This is a genomic window from Paenibacillus ehimensis NBRC 15659 (assembly GCF_004000785.1).
GTDB classification, from domain to species: domain Bacteria; phylum Bacillota; class Bacilli; order Paenibacillales; family NBRC-103111; genus Paenibacillus_G; species Paenibacillus_G ehimensis.
In genome coordinates this window covers 53,131-72,367 of record NZ_BILX01000025.1, presented here as the reverse complement: position 1 = coordinate 72,367, position 19,237 = coordinate 53,131, and the positions used below count along the sequence as shown (strand labels likewise).

Genomic DNA, 19,237 nt, shown 5'->3' with positions numbered 1-19,237 from the left:
GTTCGATTGAAGAATAGAAATCCTCTATTACGAACCCGGTTGACGGACTACAGGGGCAGTGATAGACTTTTTTTAACCAAATAAAACCGATAAAACCTATTGGATTTTGTTTAATTCAATAGCCGGATTACAGGAGGGATGGACGATGGGGCTGAAGCTCAGCATCTTGGATCAAAGTCCGTTTGACGAAGGAAAAACGGCAGTTGACGCATTCCGGCATACGGTGGCTTTGGCGCGCAAAGCGGAGGAGCTCGGCTATCACCGGTTCTGGGTGTCCGAGCATCACGATTCGGCGGCCGTCGCAGGCTCTTCCCCGGAGGTGCTGATCGCGTATTTGCTGGCGCAGACGGAGCGGATTCGCATCGGCTCCGGCGGGGTCATGCTGCAGCACTACAGTCCGTATAAAGTAGCGGAAAACTTCAACGTGCTCGCCTCGCTCGCTCCGGGACGGGTGGACCTCGGCATCGGCCGGGCGCCGGGAGGTCTTCCCCGCTCGACGAAGGCGCTCCAGCAGGAGACGGCCGGGCAAAGCAGACCGCTGGCGGATAAACTGATCGAGCTGGAGCAGTATTTGACCGATACGCTTCCCGGCGACCATCCGCTCCAAGGGCTCAAAGCGATTCCGGTTCCGGCCGAGCCCGCGGACTTGTACCTGCTCGGAACGACTCCGGCCAGTGCGGAGCTGGCGGCGAGCCGGGGCATCCCCTACGTCTTCGCGCAGTTTATTAACGGGGACGAGGCGATTGTCCGGCAATCGCTGGACACGTACCGGAACCGGTTTGCTCCCCGGAAGTCTCTCCGGCCGGAGGCGATCCTCGCGCTGTCGGTCATTGTGGCGGATACGGACGAGGAAGCGAAGCGGCTTGCGGCCGACGCCAAGCTCGTGAAGATTCACCTGGAAAGCGGGAGGACGATCACCGTCAAAACCGTAGAGCACGCGGAAGAATTCGGACGGCAAAGCGAGGAGAAATACACGATTGAAGTCAAGGATGCCGACGTCGTGCACGGCTCCAAGGAAACCGTGCGCGCGAAGCTGCTGGACATCCAGCGGAAGTACGGCGTGGACGAACTGATTCTGATTCTTGCCCAGAAGGAATTCGGGCAGCGGCTGCAGGCTTTGTCGGAGCTCAAGGAAGCATTCGCGGAGTCGGTCGTATAAACGAGAAAACGGGGGAGGAATCGGTATGGCAAACGCAAGAAAGCTGAAATTGGGCGCAATGATCCACGGCGTCGGAGGGAATATGGCGGCTTGGAGACATCCCGATATCCAGGCGGACGCCAGCGTCAGCTTCGAGTTTTATACGAAGCAAGCCCGTAAGGCCGAAGAAGGCAAGTTCGATCTGGTGTTTATCGCCGACGGCTTGTTTATTAACGAAAAGTCGATTCCGCACTTTCTGAACCGGTTCGAGCCGATCACCATTTTATCCGCGCTTGCGGCGGTCACTTCGAAGCTCGGTCTCGTCGGCACCTTGTCCACCTCCTACAGCGAGCCGTTCACGGTCGCCAGACAGTTCGCTTCCCTCGATCATATCAGCGGAGGCCGGGCCGGATGGAATGTGGTCACCTCTCCGCTGGAAGGCTCCGCCCTCAATTACGGCAAAAAAGAGCATCCTTCGCACGATTTGCGCTACAAAATCGCCGAGGAATTTTTGGAGGTAACCCGCGGGCTGTGGGACTCCTGGGAGGACGACGCGTTCGTGCGGGATAAGGCTTCGGGCGTATTCTTCGATCCGGACAAAATGCACCGGCTCGACCACAAAGGGCCGTTTTTCTCCGTGCAGGGCCCGCTTAACATTGCCCGCTCCAAGCAGGGACACCCGATCGTGTTTCAGGCCGGGTCGTCGGACAGCGGCCGCACCTTGGCGGCCAAGACGGCCGACGCGGTGTTCACGGGACACGAGTCGATCGAGGACGCCAAACGCTTTTACCACGATGTGAAGGCGCGGGCGGCCGCATCCGGCCGGGCATCCGACGATATCCTCATCTTCCCGGGCATCGGGCCGATTGTCGGGCGGACGCAGGAGGAGGCGGAGCGCAAATACGAAGAGATCGCGAACCTCATGACGATCGAGAACGCGCTGAACTACCTGGGCCGCTTCTTCGACCATTTCGACTTTTCGCAGTTCCCGCTCGACGAACCTTTCCCGGAATTGGGCGATATCGGCAGCAACAGCTTCCGCAGCACGACGGACAAAATCAAGCAGACGGCAAAGGAACAAAACCTGACGCTGCGGCAGGTAGCGCTGCAGACGGCGACGCCGAAAGGCCAGTTTATCGGGACGCCGGAGAAGGTGGCCGACCTCGTGCAGCAGTGGTTCGAGGAGAAGGCGGCCGACGGATTTATTATACATTCGAGCGTGCCGGGAGGACTTGACGATTTCGTCGAGCTGGTCGTTCCGATCCTGCAGGAGCGGGGAATTTACCGGGAGGAGTACGAGTCCGACACGCTGCGCGGGAATTTGGGCCTTGCCAAGCCGGAAAACCGCTATACGCTCGCCAGACGAAAGCAGCAGGATTTTGTGAAAAGCTCCTGATCGGACTCGATCATAGCTTGAGATTTTACGCTCACGATTGGAGAGAGTCCTACGGCCATGGATGCTTGCTGCTATCCCGCATAAAGTCAGGAGGAAACCGCTGTGAGCCAAAGCGTTATCGACATAGATGCGTACTTGCATACGCATAAGCAATTGAAGCAAGCCATTGAAGGCTTGTCGGAGAACCAGCTGAAATGGAAGGCGTCGCCGGAGCAGTGGAGCGTAACGGAGGTGCTGTCGCATCTGGCCGATCATAACATCGTCGTCTCGTTCCGCATCCGCGAGCTGTTGTCCGGATCGGCGGCGCCGCTGCCCGCCTTCAAGCAGGACCCGTGGGTGAGCTCGGTCCGGGCGAACGAAAGCTCCGCAGACGATATTTTAGAGGTGTTTCGCGCGCTGCTCGTCTTCAACAGCCAGTTGTTCCGCCGGTTAACCGGGGAAGAGTGGGGCAAGAGCGGCGTCAATTTCAAAGGCGAAACCGTGACGCTGGAGCAAGCGGTTCAAGCTTTTATCAACCACGTGCAGACGCATCTGCGGCAGATCGAGCGGATCAAGCAGGCTCTCCCGCAGAAGGAATCGGTAAAATAACCATACCCGCAAAGAAGCTGATTGGACCGCCAAAAGCTCCTGTTTATTCAAGCAGGGGCTTTTTGGCTTAACGGTCGGACCGGCTGGACTAACAGTTCATCACGATCATGGGGGTTACCATATGAAAAAAAGATTTCTTTCGGCATCACTGCTCACCGCCGTCCTCCTTCTGGCAGGCTGCGGCGCTCAAGCCACTACGGAAGGGGCGGCCAGCTCAAGTGCGCCGGCTTCCAATGGGGGTCAGGCCGCGAAAAAAATCATCGTCGGCACGGGCACGCAGTTTCCGAACATTTGCTTCATCGACAAGGACGGCAAGCTGACCGGCTACGACGTGGAGCTCGTCAAAGAAATCGACAAGCGTCTGCCGGAGTATGAGTTCGAGCTGAAGACGATGGAATTCAAAAATTTGCTGCTGAGCCTGGAAACGAAAAAGATCGATTTTATCGCGCATCAAATGGAAGTGAACGAGGAGAGACAGAAGAAATTTTTGTACAACGACGAAGCGTACAACATTTTCCCGAACAAAATCGTCGTGCACAAAGATAATAACGACGTCAGGTCGATTGCGGATTTGAAGGGCAAGAAGCTGATCGCCACCGCGACGAGCAATGCGGCGGCGCTGGCCGAAAAGTACAATAAGGAGCACGGCAATCCGATCCAGATCGTCTATACCGGCGCAGGCGAAGACACGAACGTGCAGGTGAAGACCGGGCGGGTCGACGCCTTGATCAGCACCCAGTTTGCCATCGATTATTTGAACAAAAGCGCGGACGCCCAGCTGAAGACGGTCGGCGAGACGCTTTCCAATTCGAAGGTGTATTTCATTCTCCGCAAGGACGAAGGCGAGCTGAAAGGCAGGATCGACGAGGCTTTGAAGGCGATTAAGGCCGACGGGACGCTGGCGAAGCTGAGCAAGCAATGGCTGGGCGACGACTACACTGTGGAGAAATAGACCAAATTTCCTTACAGAAAGGTATTGGTGGAAATGGGGAAATCGTTCGACGCCGCGCTCATAGGGGAATTTATTCCCATACTGCTCTCTTACCTGCATGTCACCCTGTTTATTTTGGCCGCTTCGCTCTTCTTCGGCGTACTGTTGGGACTGCTGATCGCGCTGCCCCGGCTGTACAACGTTCCCGTGCTGAACCGGATCGCCGCCGTTTACGTGTCGTTTGTCCGCGGAACGCCGATTTTGATCCAATTGTTTCTCGTCTTTTACGGGGTGCCCGCGCTGCTGCAACTCGTGGATCTCGACATGTCGCGCATGAATCCGATCGTGTTCGTGATCATTACGTATGCGCTCGGCAGCGCCGCCTCCATCTCCGAGGTGATCCGCGGGGCGGTCAACGCCGTCGACCGCGGTCAGCTGGAAGGCGCGTATGCGGTGGGCATGACGGGACCGCAGGCCTTCTTCCGGATCGTTCTGCCGCAGGCGTTCGTCATCGCTTTTCCGAACTTCGCAAGCACGGTGATCGGTTTCTTGAAAGATACGTCGCTGGCGTACTCCATCGGCGTCATGGACATGATGGGGCGGGGGCAGACGCTGATTGCGGCGACCGCCCATACGCTGGAGGTGTATATCGGGCTGACGATCATTTATTATTTGACCGTGCTCGTGCTGGAGAAGGGCTTTGCGCTGACGGAAATCCGATTGCAGCGGCACGAGCAAAGAATCGCGAGCGCTTGACCGGCTGCCGGTCCGGGGATGGAGTGAGAAGGAATGAGTATCGACATCGGGTTTATATTGACGGCTTTCTTTGAAATACTGGACGCGCTGCCCTTGACGCTGGTCATCACGATCGTCCCGCTGCTGTTCGGGTTCGTCATCGGCGTAGTGACGGCGCTGATCCGCATGTACAAGGTGAAGGGGCTTCACCGGATCGCAGGCGCCTACGTTTCCTTTTTGCGCGGAACGCCGGTCATTCTGCACGTGTTTCTCATCTATTGGGGGCTGCCGCTGCTGATCGACAAGCTGTCGGCGCATTACGGATGGGGGATTAAGACGGCGTCGATCCCGATCCTGTCGTTTGTGCTGACGGCGTTCTCCCTGACAGCCGGCGCCTATATGTCCGAGATCATCCGTTCCGGTCTCCTGGCGGTAAACCGCGGTCAGATCGAGGCCGCCTATTCCGTCGGGATGAACACGCCGCAAGCGCTCCGGCGCATTGTGCTGCCGCAGGCGATCGGGGTGATTTTGCCGAATCTGTGCAACCTGTTTGTCGGATTTTTGCATACGTCGACGTTCGCGTTCACAGTCTCCCAGATGGAGCTGCTGGGCAAAGCCAGCGTCGTGGCGTCGAATAATTTGAAGTTTCTGGAAGCCTTTATCGCGGCAGCGCTGATTTATTGGGGGATCACGGTCATTGCGGAGCGGCTGACGGCTTATTTGGAGAAAAAGGTGACCAAGTACAATCGGGGAGGCGTGACATGATTCGGCTGACGAACATTCAGAAGTCGTTCGGGAAGCAAACGGTGCTGAAAGGGATCGACTTGACGGTGGAAAAAGGGGAAGTGGTTGTCATCCTCGGGCCCAGCGGGTCGGGCAAAACGACGCTGCTCCGCTGCGTCAACCTGCTGGAGCGCCCGCAGGACGGGGAGGTGGCGATCGGCGATTTTACGGTCAGCTGCAAGCATCCGAGCAAGCGCGACATTTTGACGCTGCGCCGCAAAACGGCGATGGTGTTCCAGCATTACAATTTGTTCAAGCATAAGACGGCGCTGGAAAATGTGATGGAAGGCCTCGTGATTGCGCAGAAGCTGCCCAAGGAAGAGGCGAGGGAGCGAAGCCTTCGGGTGCTGGAGAAGGTCGGCCTCGCGGCGAAGGCCGACGCCTATCCGAGCCAGCTCTCGGGCGGGCAGCAGCAGCGGGTCGGGATTGCCCGTGCCCTGGCGCTTAATCCCGAGGTGATTTTGTTCGACGAGCCGACGTCGGCGCTCGATCCCGAGCTGGTCGGCGAGGTGCTGTCCGTCATCCGCAAAATTGCCCGCGAAGGCATCACGATGATCGTCGTGACGCACGAGATGAGCTTCGCCCGCGAAGTGTCGAACCGCGTGGTGTTTATGGACGAAGGCGTCATCGTCGAGGAGGGCAAGCCGGAGGACATGTTCTCGCGTCCTCAGGAAGAGCGCACCAAGCAGTTCCTGCGAAGAATCACGCCGGAATGGAGTTATGTGATATAATAGCGAAAATCGTGAGGTGGGTTCCGTGAACGAGGTGTACCGTCAAGCGACGTTAGACGATGCCGAGCAGGTTCTGGGCGTGGTTCGCAGAGCTTATCGGAGCATCGGGGAGCTTGAAATCGAATTTGCGGCCGTCCATGCGGATTTGGAGATGGTGCGGACGAATATCGCCGAGCATGCCAGCTACGTGCTGGAGATCGGCGGGACGATCGTCGCGACCATTTCGCTCAGGTCGCTGCCGGAAGTGACCGATCTGCCGTTCCTGTATAACTTTGCCGTCGATCCGGCGTATGCGAACCGCGGTGTCGGCAGCAAGCTTCTGACCTATGCGGAGGAAGCGGTCGTGCGGGACATCCTGCTATCGCCGGCCGTGGTGCTCGCGACCTCGGCGAAGCATCCCTGGCTGCTGCCCATGTACGAGCGGAAGGGCTACGTGCGCTTCTATGAACGGGAGCTGGGCCGGGACGACAAGCTCGTCTTTTTGCGTAAAAATTTGCTGCCTGAAGTCCGCGCCACCACAGGCTGAACCAAGGAGAATCTGCGCATGAATCCTGAACGATTGCTTCAAGAGGCTGAGGAACTGAAGCCCGAGCTGGTGCGGCTTCGCCGCGATTTGCACCGTCATCCGGAGCTGTCGATGCAGGAGGTGGAAACGACCCGCAAAATCCGCGAAGCGTTAAGCGGAGCGGGCATCCGACTGCTGCCGCTCGACCTGCCTGTCGGCGTGCTGGCAGAGGTCGCAGGGGCCGAACCCGGGCCGACGGTCGCGCTGCGGGCGGATATCGACGCGCTGCCGGTGACGGAAGAAACCGGGCTGCCGTTCGCTTCGGAAATTCCGGGGAGAATGCACGCTTGCGGGCACGATTTTCATTCCGCGGCGATTGTGGGCGCGGCGCGGCTGCTCAAGCGGCATGCCGCGGAGCTGAAGGGAACGGTGAGGCTGCTGTTTCAGCCGGCGGAAGAGAAGGGCACCGGAGCGAAAGCGATGATCGGCGCGGGCGCTTTGGAAGGCGTGCAGGCCATCTTCGGCATGCATAACAAGCCCGAGCTGCCGGTCGGCACCGTAGGCTTGGCGCCGGGGCCGCTGATGGCCAGCGTCGACGGCTTCAAGCTGACGGTGACCGGCAAGGGCGGTCATGCGGCCATTCCCGATGCGGCGATCGACCCGATCGTCGCCGCCAGCGCGATCGTAGGCGGCCTCCAGACCGCGGTCAGCCGCAGCATCAGCCCGCTCGACAGCGCGGTCGTCAGCGTATGCAGCTTCCATGCGGGCAGCACGTGGAACGTCATCCCGGACGAAGCCGTTCTGGACGGCACCGTGCGGACGTTCCGCCCGGAGGTCCGGCAGAAGCTGCCGGACCTGCTGCAGCGCATCGCAAGCGGGATCGCTGCGGGCTACGGCGCGGAGGCGCATCTGACTTGGTTTGCGGGAATTCCGTCGGTTACGAACCATCCGGAAGCGGTGGAGATCGCCCGCGGGGCGGCGCAAGCCTTGAACCTCCAGGTGACGGAGGCCCGGCGTTCCACGGGCGGCGAGGATTTTGCGCATTATCAGGAGCTGGTGCCGGGCTGCTTCCTCTGGATGGGCACCAGCGGAACGGAGGAATGGCACCATCCGAAATTTACGCTGAACGAGGATGCGCTGGCGCCGGGCGCGGCTTTATTTGCGCTTACGGCAGTTCGCGCTTTGGAGCGTCTGCGGAGCTAATCGCGCCGGTACCACTCGCCGGACATCCATTCACTCGCTTTCCAGCGCAGCACGTCCGGCGTGGCGAGATGGATAATTTCTTTCAGGAAGTCAAGCTGCTCCGTGTCGGACATCGGGCGGAACTGTTTGGCGATGGCGAGATTTTTTTCCAGCTGCTCCATCGTTTCCATCCCGATGATGGTCGTGGAAACGGGCAGGGAGAACGTGTACCGCAGCGCCTGCTCGTACCAGGGGGCGAGCTTCCCGAGCGCCATCACCTTCATCCCGATCACGGCGACTCCCTTCTCGACGGCCCGCGGCAGAAATTCGTGGGCGAAGCTGTAGATGAAGTGGTCGGCGGCGGACAACGCCACCAAGGCGCTGTCGAAAGGGAACCGTTCGATCGCTTCGAGCTGCACTTCCGGGTTCGTATGTCCGCTGACGCTGATCGCCTTGATGATGCCTTGCTCCTTCGCTTCGAGCATCGCCTCCATCGCTCCGCCCTTGGCGAAGCATTGCTCCAAATCGTCCATCGTCACCAGATTATGCAGACGCCATTCGTCGACGCGGTCGGTTTGCAGCCGGTTCAGGCTGGCTTCGAGCAGACGCCACGAGCCGTCTCTTGTCCGGTCGTGCGTCTTCGTGGCGATCCAGACGTCGCCGCGTCGGTGCCGGAGCGCTTTGCCCAGCCGCTCCTCCGACTGCCCGCCGGAATAGCTTGGGGCCGTATCGAAGTAGGTGATGCCTTCGTCGATCGCCCGGTTGACGATGCGTATCGCTTCTTCCTCCGTGCACTGATGCTCGTCCACGATGCGCTGGGCGCCGAAGCCCAGAATCGGAAATTGCTTGTCGGACGCGCCGAAATATCTATGTTCCAAAAAATTCACTCCTTCGGGAATGTGGGTGGCCATAGTCTGATTATACCTAATTATATGCCGGTTTAATATACGCTTGGGAAGGAGTGACTGTTATCCGTACGTCTTACGATGTCATTGTCATCGGCGCAGGCTCCATGGGGATGAGCGCGGGGGCGCATTTGGCGCGGAGAGGGATAAGCACGCTGCTGATCGACGCGCTCGACCCGCCCCATGGGGGAGGCAGCCATCACGGGGAAACGAGACTGCTCCGCCATGCCTATGCCGGAGGGGGCCCCTACGCGGCTATGGCGGTCCGGGCGCACCGGCTCTGGAATGAGCTGGAGGAGGAACGCGGCCGGAAGCTGTTCTTTCGCAGCGGCGTGCTGAATATGGCGCCGGCAGGGCATTCGGGGCTTCGCGACAAGCTCGAATCGGCGGCTGCGCTTCAATTGCCAGTCGAACTGCTGCAGCCGGAGGAGATTGCCAAGCGCTGGCCGGGCGTTCAACTGCCGGACGGCTACACGGGGCTGTTCGAACCCGAGGCCGGCTATTTGCTCAGCGAGCAATGCGTACAGGCGTACCGCGAGACGGCGCTGGCACACCGGGCGGTACTGCTTCCGTACACGCGAGTAACGGAGGTTGTGCCTGAGAACGCAGGCGTCACCGTAAAAACCGGGGTCGGCGACTTCCGCGCAGACCGTCTTATTCTCAGCGCGGGCGCCGGGGTCGGCAGCGTGCTGCTTCCGTCGCTTGCGCTGCCCGTGTCACCGGTCCGCAAAGCGGTGGCCTGGTTTCAGGCCGACGAAGCGCTGTTCGCCTCCGAACGGTTCCCGGGCTTCACGTTAAGCACCCCGGAAGGCGGCTTTTACGGCTTTCCGAGCATTCAAGGATCCGGCGTGAAGATCGGGCGGCACGAGAACGGCCTTCCGCTCTCGCCAGTCGAGCAGCCGGCTGAATTCGGGACGCTGGCGGAGGACGAAGGCGACGTCCGCCGGGCGCTGGAGACGTATATGCCGGCTGCGGCGGGCGCTCTGCTGCGCGGCGGGGTGTGCAAATACGAGCTGTCGCCGGACGAACATTTCATCATCGACCGGGCGCCGAACGATCCGAACATTCAGATCGCCTGCGGTTTCTCGGGGCACGGCTTCAAATTTGCCAGCGTCGTCGGCGAAATTTTGGCGGACCGGATCGAAGGAAAACCGGACGCCTTCGATCTGGAGATGTTCCGGCTGTCCCGCTTTCAGGAGCAGCAGGTGGAGAGCGTTCGATGAGAGAAGCGTTTAGTTAAACACACCTTTCATTTTCACTAGATTATCCGTTTCATGAACCAGATCGCGTAACATTTCCAGAGCCTTCTCCAAACCGGCTTGATCTGCTGTGACTAAGGTCAATAGCTCGTTTATTCTATAGGAGTATTGGCTTGGCGCCAGGCGAAATGAATCGGCGATAGCCGCAGCTCCTTTTTCGTTCATCCAATACGTTTCGTTAAGTGCAAACAACACCTGATTCAAGCAAGAAACCGACCTAAAACAACATCCGGCAATATAGGATAAATCGTTTTTATAGATCCCTTTTCGCCCAATCTCAAGGGAGAAATGGGCCTCCCACAGAAATTTTTGAATGATCGCTTTTTGCAAAACACGCGGGTATGGGGTTGTTCTGGTCTTCAATTCTCCAATAAGACCCGATGGATCCCATAACACCTTGCACAACGCGATTTCAGCTAAATAGATCGAATTGATAAATCCATGAGGATGGCCCGGTTGATAGTCGATGGTGATCTCTCCCGCGAGGCACTGGTCAATTACTTTTGACACTTTGTTTTGATCACGGTATAAAAAATCGACCGGTTTTTGATTCACTTTTAGCCAGCCGCCGCCGTTAATCCATGGTCCCCACTCACCGATTTCAGTGATTAAGTTGTCTCTATGCTCGTCATCCAAGACGGAGGCTGCATGACGAAGCTGGGCAATATCCAACTCATCGTTCTCGTGGTAATAAATACCAATATCAATATCGGAGTCGGGATGTTCAGTCCCCCTGGCTCTTGAACCGCCTAGAACCAGAGCATGCACACCGTTGACTTGCTTCAGACGATCGATCATTTTTGAAATGATAAATGGCACATCCAAACCTCTCACTCCGTTCCAAGTATGACTGTACTTCATGATAATCAATATTGTTCCTGGTGAGCAGGGAAAGATTTGTTTAAATCTATCTTGCCCGTCTGCTTAAATCACTCTGTTCTTAAAACATTCATTATCCACATGATGGTCTAACAAAGCCAAAACAACAAGCTCCGGGAAATCCCCGGAGCTTGTTGTCACTGTCGATGGCGCTTATACGTCATAACGAAAAGGATGCCGCCAACCGTCACGAACGCCATAAAAATCAGCATCATATTGCTGTAAAGCGCGGCTGCTTGACTCGTTACGGTCCCGATCAGGGGGAAGTTCAGCCACGGCTTCGTCAGCAGTCCGCCCACACCGGCAATGCCGATCCCTTCCGCAAGGAAGCAGGCGAAGTTGAGCATCCCCATGCCGGATCCCGCCTCATCCGGTTCCAGCGTACCGGCGACACTTGCGGAGACGGCGGTTTTCACAAACGACAGGCCGCCAAACGTCAAAATCATCGAAGCCGTTATCCACCAAGGCGCCCGGTCCGTGTAAAGCAGGACGATCAGAAAACCGGCGGCAATCATGCTTATGCCGGTCAGCATCGCGGTGATATGGCCCCGGCGGTCAGCCAGCATCCCGCCCAGCATCCCGAACAAGATGACGCTCAAGGTGCCGGGGAACAGAATGGCGCTTCCGATAAGGCCGGTCGGCATATCGTACACCGCTCTCATCAGATAAGGCACCATGGAAATAAAGCCGGCGACCGTGCCGAGAAGCAAGGCGCCCAGGAGCACACCGGCAAGGTACCTTTTCTTCCGGAACAGGAACCGTTCCAGGAACGGCTCCCGGTGCCGGCGGATATGAAGAGCCAGAAGCGCGAACAGAACCAGACTTGCCGTCAGGCAAATCCAGTGATACAGCGTCGTAAACAGCGCAAACGACAGAATGCCCGCAGACAACAGTACTGCGCCGGTCTTATCGAATGCTTTTCCCGCTGTAGTCTCGTCGGGCAGCGTCCGAAGGACGAACGGCAGAGCCAGCAGCGACAGCAACGGCAGCGCAAATAAAAGCGACCAATGCATGTAGCCGGAAACCGCGCCTCCGATGACCGGACCGAGCCCCTCGCCAAATGCGACGACAGAGCCGATCAGGCCGAAAGCTTTGCCCTGTTTTCCCGGCTCGACGATCCTGACGATCATCACCATAATGAGCGACGGAATGGCCGAAGCCCCGACTCCCTGTAAAAAACGCGCAGCCAGCACGCCCGGATACCAGACATGTCCCAACAGGCCGACGACCGAACCGAAACCGTAGATCAGCATTCCGAAAAGCAGCAGCTTTCGCATGCCCGTATGCTCCGATATTTTGCCGTACACTGCGACGCCAAGGGCGAAGGAGAGCGAAAAGCAGGTGTTGGTCCAATTGGCTGCCGACGGTGCGATATGGAAATAAGCGGAAATGTCCGGCAACGAAACGTTAAACATGGTTTCGTTCATGACGCTGAAAAACGTCAACACGCTCAGCCACAGGATGAAACGCGATGCCTGAACTTCATTTCGGTGTTGCACTTGAATATAACCCCTTATAAGGAAGGGGAATCGCAGTTTATAGGGTCGATGATGCGCCTTCCCCTAAATGTTGTACCCTTGCGAAATTGTTTTGCCGCATGATATGCTACGCCTCCCAAATTAGTAAAAATGAGAAAATAAACCAAACCGATTATAGCATATCCGCCCCATAGACGTAAGCGTCATTCATTGGAATCATCCGTCAAATCCGTATATACTGTGAGTAATACAATAGATTGGAGTGATCGGAATGCGGCAACTGAACCTCATTCGAAAGGAGAATAACATGAACGGAGAAAAGAGGATTTTAACGCATGCATATCATAAATATAGGGATTCTGGCGCACGTAGATGCTGGAAAGACAAGTCTGGCTGAGCGTATTTTGTATGATACGAATGTTATCGACGAGCTGGGAAAGGTAGACCAAGGAAATACGCAGATGGATGCCATGGAACTCGAACGGAAAAGAGGCATCACGATCAAGGCGTCCGTCGTTTCTTTTGATCTCCATGGATTAAAGGTGAATTTGATCGACACGCCGGGCCATGCGGATTTTATCGCGGAAGTGGAGCGGTCCCTGAGCGTATTGGACGGCGTGATATTGGTTGTTTCGGCAGTGGAGGGCGTTCAGGCGCAGACCAAAGTGCTGTTTTCTGTCCTGAAGAAAATGGGGCTTCCCACGATCTTGTTCGTGAACAAATTAGATCTTCCAGGCGCCCAATCCGATACGGCGGTTGAGCAGATCCGTGAAAAGCTGACGCCGAACACGTTTCCCCTGTGTCAGGTCGAATATGCAGGTACGAAGCAGGCGTCTGTCATTGACTACCGTTTCGATTGGGAGACGAACCCCGATTTTATGGAACGCTGCATCGAACTCGCGGCAGCGCATGACGAGCGGCTGTTGGAAGCTTATGTAAACGGAGAAGCGCTAACGGAAGAGGAAGTGAAAGAGGCATTCGGAAGACAGGTCAGGCAAGCGAACATCCATCCGGTTTATTTCGGGTCTGCCATGACGGGAGTGGGCGTGTCCAGTCTGCTCGACGGTGTGGCCCGGTGGTTTCCGGCGAATGATCATGCCGAGGGCGAGCTGTTGTCGGGGGTCGTATTCAAGCTTGAAAAAGAACCGTCCGGCGAAAAGATCGCTTATGTGCGGCTGTTCTCAGGGAGCCTGAGCCTAAGGGAGCAAGTGAAGGTGCAGCGGAAAACCAGGGAGGGCGAATGCGAAACGCGCACCTGCAAAATCAAGAAGCTTCACGCTTTAAGGAACGGAAAGGCTGTTCCCGCCGCCAAGGTAACCTCCGGGGATTTAGGCAAAGTATGGGGGCTGGAAGACGTCCGGATCGGGGATGTTGTCGGAGAGCCGTCTCCTCTGGTCAAGCATGTCAGCTTCGCTGTTCCTCAAATGGAGACGCGAATTGAAGCGGCGGAACCAGACAAGGCCCATCTGTTGTACAAGGCGCTGACCGGCCTGTCGGAGGAAGACCCGTTAATCCAAGTGATGAAAGATGATGCCCATCAAGACCTTTATCTCCGCATTTTCGGCGAAGTGCAAAAAGAAGTGATTGAAGCGGCCTTGAAGGAGCAGCATGAATTGGATGTCCGGTTTTCGGAGACCCGAACGGTTTGTCTGGAAAAACCGGCGGGAACGGGACATGCGCTGGAGATGATCGCGGAGGGCGATAATCCTTTTTATGCGACCGTGGGGTTAAAAGTCGAGCCCGGGTTGCCCGGAAGCGGAGTCGTCTACCGTATGGAAGTCGAATTGGGCTCCCTGCCGCTGGCCTTCCATAAAGCCATCGAGGAGACGGTCCACCAAACGTTGAAGCAAGGGCTGTACGGCTGGGAGGTTACCGATATCGTCGTGACGCTGACCCACACCGGTTATTTCAGCCCGGTATCGGCAGCAGGCGATTTTAGAAAGCTGGTGCCTCTTGTATTGATGGAGGCGCTGGTGCAGGCAGGTACCCATGTGTATGAGCCGATTCATGCGTTCGAGCTGACGGTGCCTGCCGCTGTCATGAGCAAAGCGATCTACAAATTATCCGCGATCCAAGCGGTTGTGCACGAGACGGCGATGCATCACGGCATGTGCTTGATCACAGGCACCATTCCGGTAGCCGCAACGGAGAGCTTCAAGCGAAGCCTGCATGCGTTTACCCAGGGCGAAGGCTTCATGCTCGTCGAACCGGCCGGATTCGTCAGGATGCATGGCGATGTGCCGGCCAGGGCGCGGACCGATTCCAATCCGTTAAACCGGAATGAATATTTGCTTCATGTTCTGCGCGCTTATTAAGGCCGTGGCGGCCGTCTTCCTGGAAAAAGCCGCTCCGTGATTGTCACCTATGGGCAAGTACGGCAATACGCTGTAAGTATCATAACGATAACAGAGGTGACATCATGGCCGTTGTCAAAGCCAGGCAGCAAGATATCGATCTGCTGGCCCGACTGCTTCGCGCGGAAGCGGAGGGAGAAGGGGAAAAAGGGATGATATTGGTCGGCAATGTAGGAATTAACCGCATTCGCGCGAATTGCTCGGACTTTAAAGGGCTGCGCACGATTCCGCAAATGATTTATCAGCCGCATGCGTTTGAAGCCGTTATTCACGGGTACTTTTATCAAAAAGCCAGAGACCGGGAGAAACGCTTGGCGCGTCGGGCGGTGAACGGTGAACGGCAATGGCCGGCCAAGTTCAGTCTTTGGTATTTCCGGCCGCAAGGAGATTGTCCGCCGACATGGTATAACCAGCCGCTTGTGGCCAGGTACAAGAAGCACTGCTTCTACCAGCCAACCTCGGAAGAATGCGATAACATTTATAGCACATTTTAACGCGTGCAGACCTCGGGCGGATGGCCCGGCACTGCCGCCGACAGCCGATGCCGGAGCGCCGCTCCTTCTGTCCCGGGATAGCCGCAGTTCAAGCTGCAGCTTCCGTGAACGAAGGGGCGGCGGTTTGTTTTCATGGGCCGATAGAGGAACGGCGGTGCGTTAATCGAACCTCTGAAGTACCAAGGCGAGAATAGAGGAGGCAGGATGATGTAAGTGTGTCGAAAAATGTTCATCCTTCCCGGAATGAGGTCGGCAGCGCACCGCAGGTGCTCTATTTTGGCCAGGACGACGAATATGAATGTATTAGCGCATCGCAGTTCCGCAAAGCTTGCGAACTCACCAACACAGCGAACGGTAAAAGCAATAGGAACGGGCTGCACCGGGTTCACCGGCGGACAAGCATGGTAATTAAGAGAATAGAAACGGATAGAGAGGAGCCGGGGGAATGGGCTTTCTTTTCATTTTGGTCTATTTTATCTTGATTTTTATCGTGCTGGAAATTGCCGTCATGCTGCTGATCGTCACCGGTCTCGACAGCGAAATCGCCCGCTTCCAAGCTGTCTCCATGCTCACCTCCACCGGGTTCACCACCAAGGAGTCGGAGCTGATCCTGCGGCATCCCGTCCGGCGCAAGATCGGCGTCTTTCTTATCTTGTTCGGGGTGTTCTCGCTCGCGGTGATGATATCCACGCTCAGCAATCTGTTGGCCCAAAGCTTCCGCGTGCCGCAGCTGACAGGTGTGACGGTAATGTTCGGCGTCTTTTTGCTCGCGACCAAAAACAAGCGGGTCGTCAAGAGCTTGAAGCGGCGGTTTCACAAGCATCTCAAGCAGGAATTCGAGCTGCACGAGCTGCCGATCGAAGAGGTGCTGTATTTTACGGGCAGCGATTTATTTTCCGGCATTTCGATCTGCAAGGGGTCCGAGATGGCGGGGCGCGGTCTCCGCGATGTTTGCCGTCCGGGAGAGGATATCAACGTCTTGTTCGTGCAAAGAGGAGAAACGAAAATACGCCGGGAATGCCTGCAGCTGGCCCTTCAAGAGGGGGATATCTTGTTCGTATACGGAGACAAGGAAGCGATTGAACGAAAGTTCCGCGGTGAACTCGACGCCATGCGCCGGGAGGAAGGGAATGAGAAGCATGTCACCGATCTGTGAGCCGCTTTTTGTTCCTCTTTTTTTACGAAAAATTAATCTCCTAAAGTTTTACAAAATGGTACAATGGATCTGGGCAGTATGCCCCAATATAGTAAAAACTGGAGGTAACTGATGAGATCCTTTAAAGCTGTTCTTGCAAAGACGGCACTGGCGTTTTCGCTGCTCCTTCCGCTGCCCGGATGGATCGGGGAGGCGCCGAGAGCGCTGGCGGAAGGGCCGGCGGACCCTGCCCCGTTCCTTAATCCTACGGTTGTGAACGAGAATGCGGGCAAAAAAATTCTGTTCGACAATACGCACGGGCAGACGGCCGGGGCCGCCGACTGGGTCATTGACGGAGCGTTCTCGGATTTTGCCAATGCGCTCGCGAACAACGGCTACTACGTCAAGGAGCTTCGCAAAACGGCGCCGATCACGCTGAGCGATTTGAGCGGATACGACGTATTCGTGATCGGAGAGGCCAACATTCCTTACAAAACAAGCGAGCAGGACGCGATGGTGCAGTACGTTCGGAATGGCGGGAGCATCTTTTTCATCGCCGACCATTATAATGCGGACCGCAACAAAAACCGCTGGGATTCCTCGGAAGTGATGAACGGCTTCCGGCGCGGAGCTTGGACCGACCCGGGGAAAGGCATGAGCGCCGAAGAGCGCGGCTCCGACGCGATGCAGGGAGTGGCCAGCTCGGATTGGCTCGCCACGAATTTCGGCGTCCGTTTCCGTTACAATGCGCTGGGAGACGTTACGGCTAACCAGATCGTTGCGCCCACCCAGGCGTTCGGCATTACCCAAGGCGTCTCGGAGGTCGCGATGCATGCCGGTTCGACTCTTGCCATTACCGATCCCCTCAAGGCGAAAGGCATCGTATATCTGCCGCAGACGAACGCCGCTTGGCCGAATGCGGTCGATCAAGGCGTGTACAACGGCGGCGGAACGGCGGAAGGGCCGTACGCGGCTGTCGCCAAAGTGGCGGCAGGGAAGGCGGCATTCATCGGCGATTCGTCGCCGGTCGAGGATGCCACGCCGAAATACCTCCGCGAAGAAACCGGACAAGCCAAAAAGACCTACGACGGCTTCAAGGAGAAGGACGACGGCAAGCTGCTGGTGAATCTCGTTAACTGGCTCGCCAAAAAGGAAAGCTACACGCAGCTCAGCCAAGTCCCGAATCTGCAGCTGGACCAACCGACTGCGCTGCTGCCGTTCGAAACCCCCGCGAACTCGACCGAGCCGAAGCCTGAGCCGTGGGCGGCGCCGGCAGCCGGGTACAAATGGTGGGACCGTTCGACGTTCAAGCCGGGATCGTACGGCTCCGGGTCGGTGGTCAGCAATCCGGCGTACAGCTTCGTCAAGCAGGAGCCGCTTCCGAATGCCCAAGAGTTCCAGATTCGTGTCGTCGTGGACAACTTGGCTCCTGGTGCTACGGTATCGAACTTAAACCTGGGCATTTATGTGACAGGCGGTACCCAAGTGGCGAAGATCCGCAATGCGGATGGCTCGTGGCCGACGGGCTACGGTTACAGCGCGAATTTCTCGGTTACGGCGAACAGTCAAGGGAAGGCCACGAAAGATTTGACCGTTCAGATTAAGCCGGGAACGAGCGGTTCGGCGAATCTCCGGCTCAGACAAGCGAGCAACAATTTGAAGACGGAGGCTGTCACCATCTCGAATGTACCTGCACAGCCGCTGCCTTAAGCCTTGGCGTTACCGCAGATTAACCGAATGTAAGAGCCTCTGAAAAAACAAAGCACTCTTCGCCCGTCGGCGCCACGCGCGACGTAGGGGACGAAGAGTGCTTTTTATTTAGGAAACGGAGTGATTTTCCGCTTCTTTTTGGGCATGTTCCTTCTCCAGCCTCCGGCCGGCCAGCTTACCGACCACGACGACCATTACAGCCAGTCCGATTGGCAGCATATAATGACCGGCAGGGAAGCTTGCCTCGATCCAATGACCGACGGCCTTGTCGCTAAGTGCCATTTCCCCCGCAGTATAGCCAAGCAGCGCCGCCCCGAGCAGAACGATGACAGGAAAACGGTTCATGAGGCGCATCAGCAGCCGGCTTCCCCAAACGATCAGCGGGATGCTAATGGCAAGTCCCGCGACGATCAGCAGCAGGTTTCCGCCGGCGGCACCCGCCACCGCAAGCACGTTATCGAGACTCATGACCAGATCGGCGACGATGATCGTTCGGATCGCTTCTCCGATCTTGCTGCTGGCTTTCAAGGCCTCGGTATGATCTTCGCCCTTCAACAAGTTCACGGCGATATACAGGAGCAGCAGCGCACCGGCCACTTGTACGAACGGAACTTGCAGCAGCCAGACGGCTGCGAAGGTGAGAAGGATCCGCAGCAAAATCGCACCGCAGCTCCCCCAGAATACGGCTTTTTTCTGTTGATCCGCCGGCAAATTGCGGCAGGCCAAAGCGATGACGACGGCATTGTCTCCGCTGAGCACGATGTTGATCAGAATTAATTTTAGCAGCCCGACTAACAAATCGCCTTCCATACGCAGACTCCTTCCACTTGCCTCAGTATGCAGTGCCCGAACTAGTCTATTATACTGCTAATTTATTTACTATGAAATGATTTATTAATAAAAGAATTGAGTAGGCGGCTTCACGCTATTCCCAAAAACCTGAGTAAAAGCCAAAAACAGCTGAGAATATTCCATATCGGGTATTTCCGCTTCCATCTATAATGTAGGCAGATTTAAAAACCGGCTGCATTAGT

The 19,237-nt window shown here is 56.8% G+C and carries 17 protein-coding genes and 1 pseudogene; 14 read left to right on the top strand and 4 right to left on the bottom strand.

Features of this window, described 5'->3' with window-relative positions; translation table 11 throughout:
* Positions 1–145 precede the first annotated feature (145 nt).
* The 9 genes from PEH01S_RS16240 to PEH01S_RS16200 all read left to right on the top strand — a co-directional run bounded on the left by PEH01S_RS16240 (position 146) and on the right by PEH01S_RS16200 (position 8,010).
* The gene (locus tag PEH01S_RS16240; RefSeq protein WP_127486689.1) at positions 146–1,159 is read left to right on the top strand and encodes an LLM class flavin-dependent oxidoreductase; all 1,014 of its coding nucleotides are present in this window, start codon (positions 146–148) and stop codon (positions 1,157–1,159) included.
* Positions 1,160–1,184: 25 nt separating this feature from the next.
* Positions 1,185–2,534 (top strand): LLM class flavin-dependent oxidoreductase, encoded by a 1,350-nt coding sequence (locus PEH01S_RS16235; RefSeq protein WP_025846227.1) that lies wholly within the window; start codon positions 1,185–1,187, stop codon positions 2,532–2,534.
* A gap of 102 nt (positions 2,535–2,636) precedes the next feature.
* A complete protein-coding gene (locus PEH01S_RS16230) occupies positions 2,637–3,122 on the top strand; it encodes a DinB family protein (protein ID WP_127486687.1) in 486 nt (161 codons plus the stop codon).
* A 121-nt stretch (positions 3,123–3,243) separates the two neighbouring features.
* Entirely contained in the window at positions 3,244–4,074 is an 831-nt protein-coding gene (locus PEH01S_RS16225; protein ID WP_025846231.1) for a transporter substrate-binding domain-containing protein, read from the top strand.
* 33 nt (positions 4,075–4,107) lie between these two features.
* Entirely contained in the window at positions 4,108–4,809 is a 702-nt protein-coding gene (locus tag PEH01S_RS16220; RefSeq protein ID WP_127486709.1) for an amino acid ABC transporter permease, read from the top strand.
* Between the two features lie 33 nt (positions 4,810–4,842).
* On the top strand, positions 4,843–5,553 hold the full coding sequence (locus PEH01S_RS16215; RefSeq protein WP_025846234.1) for an amino acid ABC transporter permease: 711 nt from the start codon (positions 4,843–4,845) through the stop codon (positions 5,551–5,553).
* Positions 5,550–6,302 carry an amino acid ABC transporter ATP-binding protein gene (locus PEH01S_RS16210; protein ID WP_025846236.1) on the top strand — a complete coding sequence of 251 codons (753 nt, stop codon included), beginning with the start codon at positions 5,550–5,552 and terminating at the stop codon, positions 6,300–6,302. The genes PEH01S_RS16215 and PEH01S_RS16210 overlap by 4 nt, the downstream gene beginning before the upstream one ends.
* 25 nt (positions 6,303–6,327) lie before the next feature.
* Positions 6,328–6,828: a GNAT family N-acetyltransferase gene (locus tag PEH01S_RS16205; protein WP_025846237.1), complete on the top strand. Its 501-nt coding sequence runs from the start codon at positions 6,328–6,330 to the stop codon at positions 6,826–6,828.
* 18 nt (positions 6,829–6,846) lie between these two features.
* Positions 6,847–8,010 carry an amidohydrolase gene (locus tag PEH01S_RS16200; protein WP_127486685.1) on the top strand — a complete coding sequence of 388 codons (1,164 nt, stop codon included), beginning with the start codon at positions 6,847–6,849 and terminating at the stop codon, positions 8,008–8,010.
* Here the strand turns inward: PEH01S_RS16200 and PEH01S_RS16195 are convergent.
* Complete coding sequence (locus PEH01S_RS16195) at positions 8,007–8,867, bottom strand: aldo/keto reductase (protein WP_025846241.1); 861 nt, start codon at positions 8,865–8,867, stop codon at positions 8,007–8,009. The genes PEH01S_RS16200 and PEH01S_RS16195 overlap by 4 nt on opposite strands.
* A 92-nt stretch (positions 8,868–8,959) precedes the next feature.
* Here PEH01S_RS16195 and solA point away from each other — a divergent pair, with 92 nt between their 5' ends.
* Positions 8,960–10,117 (top strand): N-methyl-L-tryptophan oxidase, encoded by a 1,158-nt coding sequence (gene solA, locus PEH01S_RS16190; protein ID WP_025846243.1) that lies wholly within the window; start codon positions 8,960–8,962, stop codon positions 10,115–10,117.
* Between the two features lie 9 nt (positions 10,118–10,126).
* Here the strand turns inward: solA and PEH01S_RS16185 are convergent, their stop codons facing one another.
* Complete coding sequence (locus tag PEH01S_RS16185; protein WP_246062946.1) at positions 10,127–10,972, bottom strand: nucleotidyltransferase family protein; 846 nt, start codon at positions 10,970–10,972, stop codon at positions 10,127–10,129.
* Between the two features lie 197 nt (positions 10,973–11,169).
* Positions 11,170–12,531, bottom strand: a complete 1,362-nt coding sequence (locus PEH01S_RS16180) for an MFS transporter (protein ID WP_127486681.1) — start codon at positions 12,529–12,531, stop codon at positions 11,170–11,172.
* 314 nt (positions 12,532–12,845) lie between these two features.
* Here PEH01S_RS16180 and PEH01S_RS16170 point away from each other — a divergent pair, with 314 nt between their 5' ends.
* From PEH01S_RS16170 to PEH01S_RS16155, 4 genes and pseudogenes are all read left to right on the top strand, one after another.
* Positions 12,846–14,825 carry an elongation factor G gene (locus PEH01S_RS16170; protein WP_127486676.1) on the top strand — a complete coding sequence of 660 codons (1,980 nt, stop codon included), beginning with the start codon at positions 12,846–12,848 and terminating at the stop codon, positions 14,823–14,825.
* A gap of 104 nt (positions 14,826–14,929) precedes the next feature.
* The gene (locus tag PEH01S_RS16165; RefSeq protein WP_025846250.1) at positions 14,930–15,358 is read left to right on the top strand and encodes a cell wall hydrolase; all 429 of its coding nucleotides are present in this window, start codon (positions 14,930–14,932) and stop codon (positions 15,356–15,358) included.
* A gap of 445 nt (positions 15,359–15,803) precedes the next feature.
* Positions 15,804–16,514: a hypothetical protein gene (locus PEH01S_RS16160; RefSeq protein WP_025846252.1), complete on the top strand. Its 711-nt coding sequence runs from the start codon at positions 15,804–15,806 to the stop codon at positions 16,512–16,514.
* Between the two features lie 111 nt (positions 16,515–16,625).
* Positions 16,626–18,200 (top strand): annotated as a pseudogene (locus PEH01S_RS16155) (endonuclease); the annotation flags it as partial.
* Positions 18,201–18,311: 111 nt separating this feature from the next.
* Here the strand turns inward: PEH01S_RS16155 and PEH01S_RS16150 are convergent.
* Complete coding sequence (locus PEH01S_RS16150; protein ID WP_127486672.1) at positions 18,312–19,013, bottom strand: TerC family protein; 702 nt, start codon at positions 19,011–19,013, stop codon at positions 18,312–18,314.
* Positions 19,014–19,237: the final 224 nt, after the last annotated feature.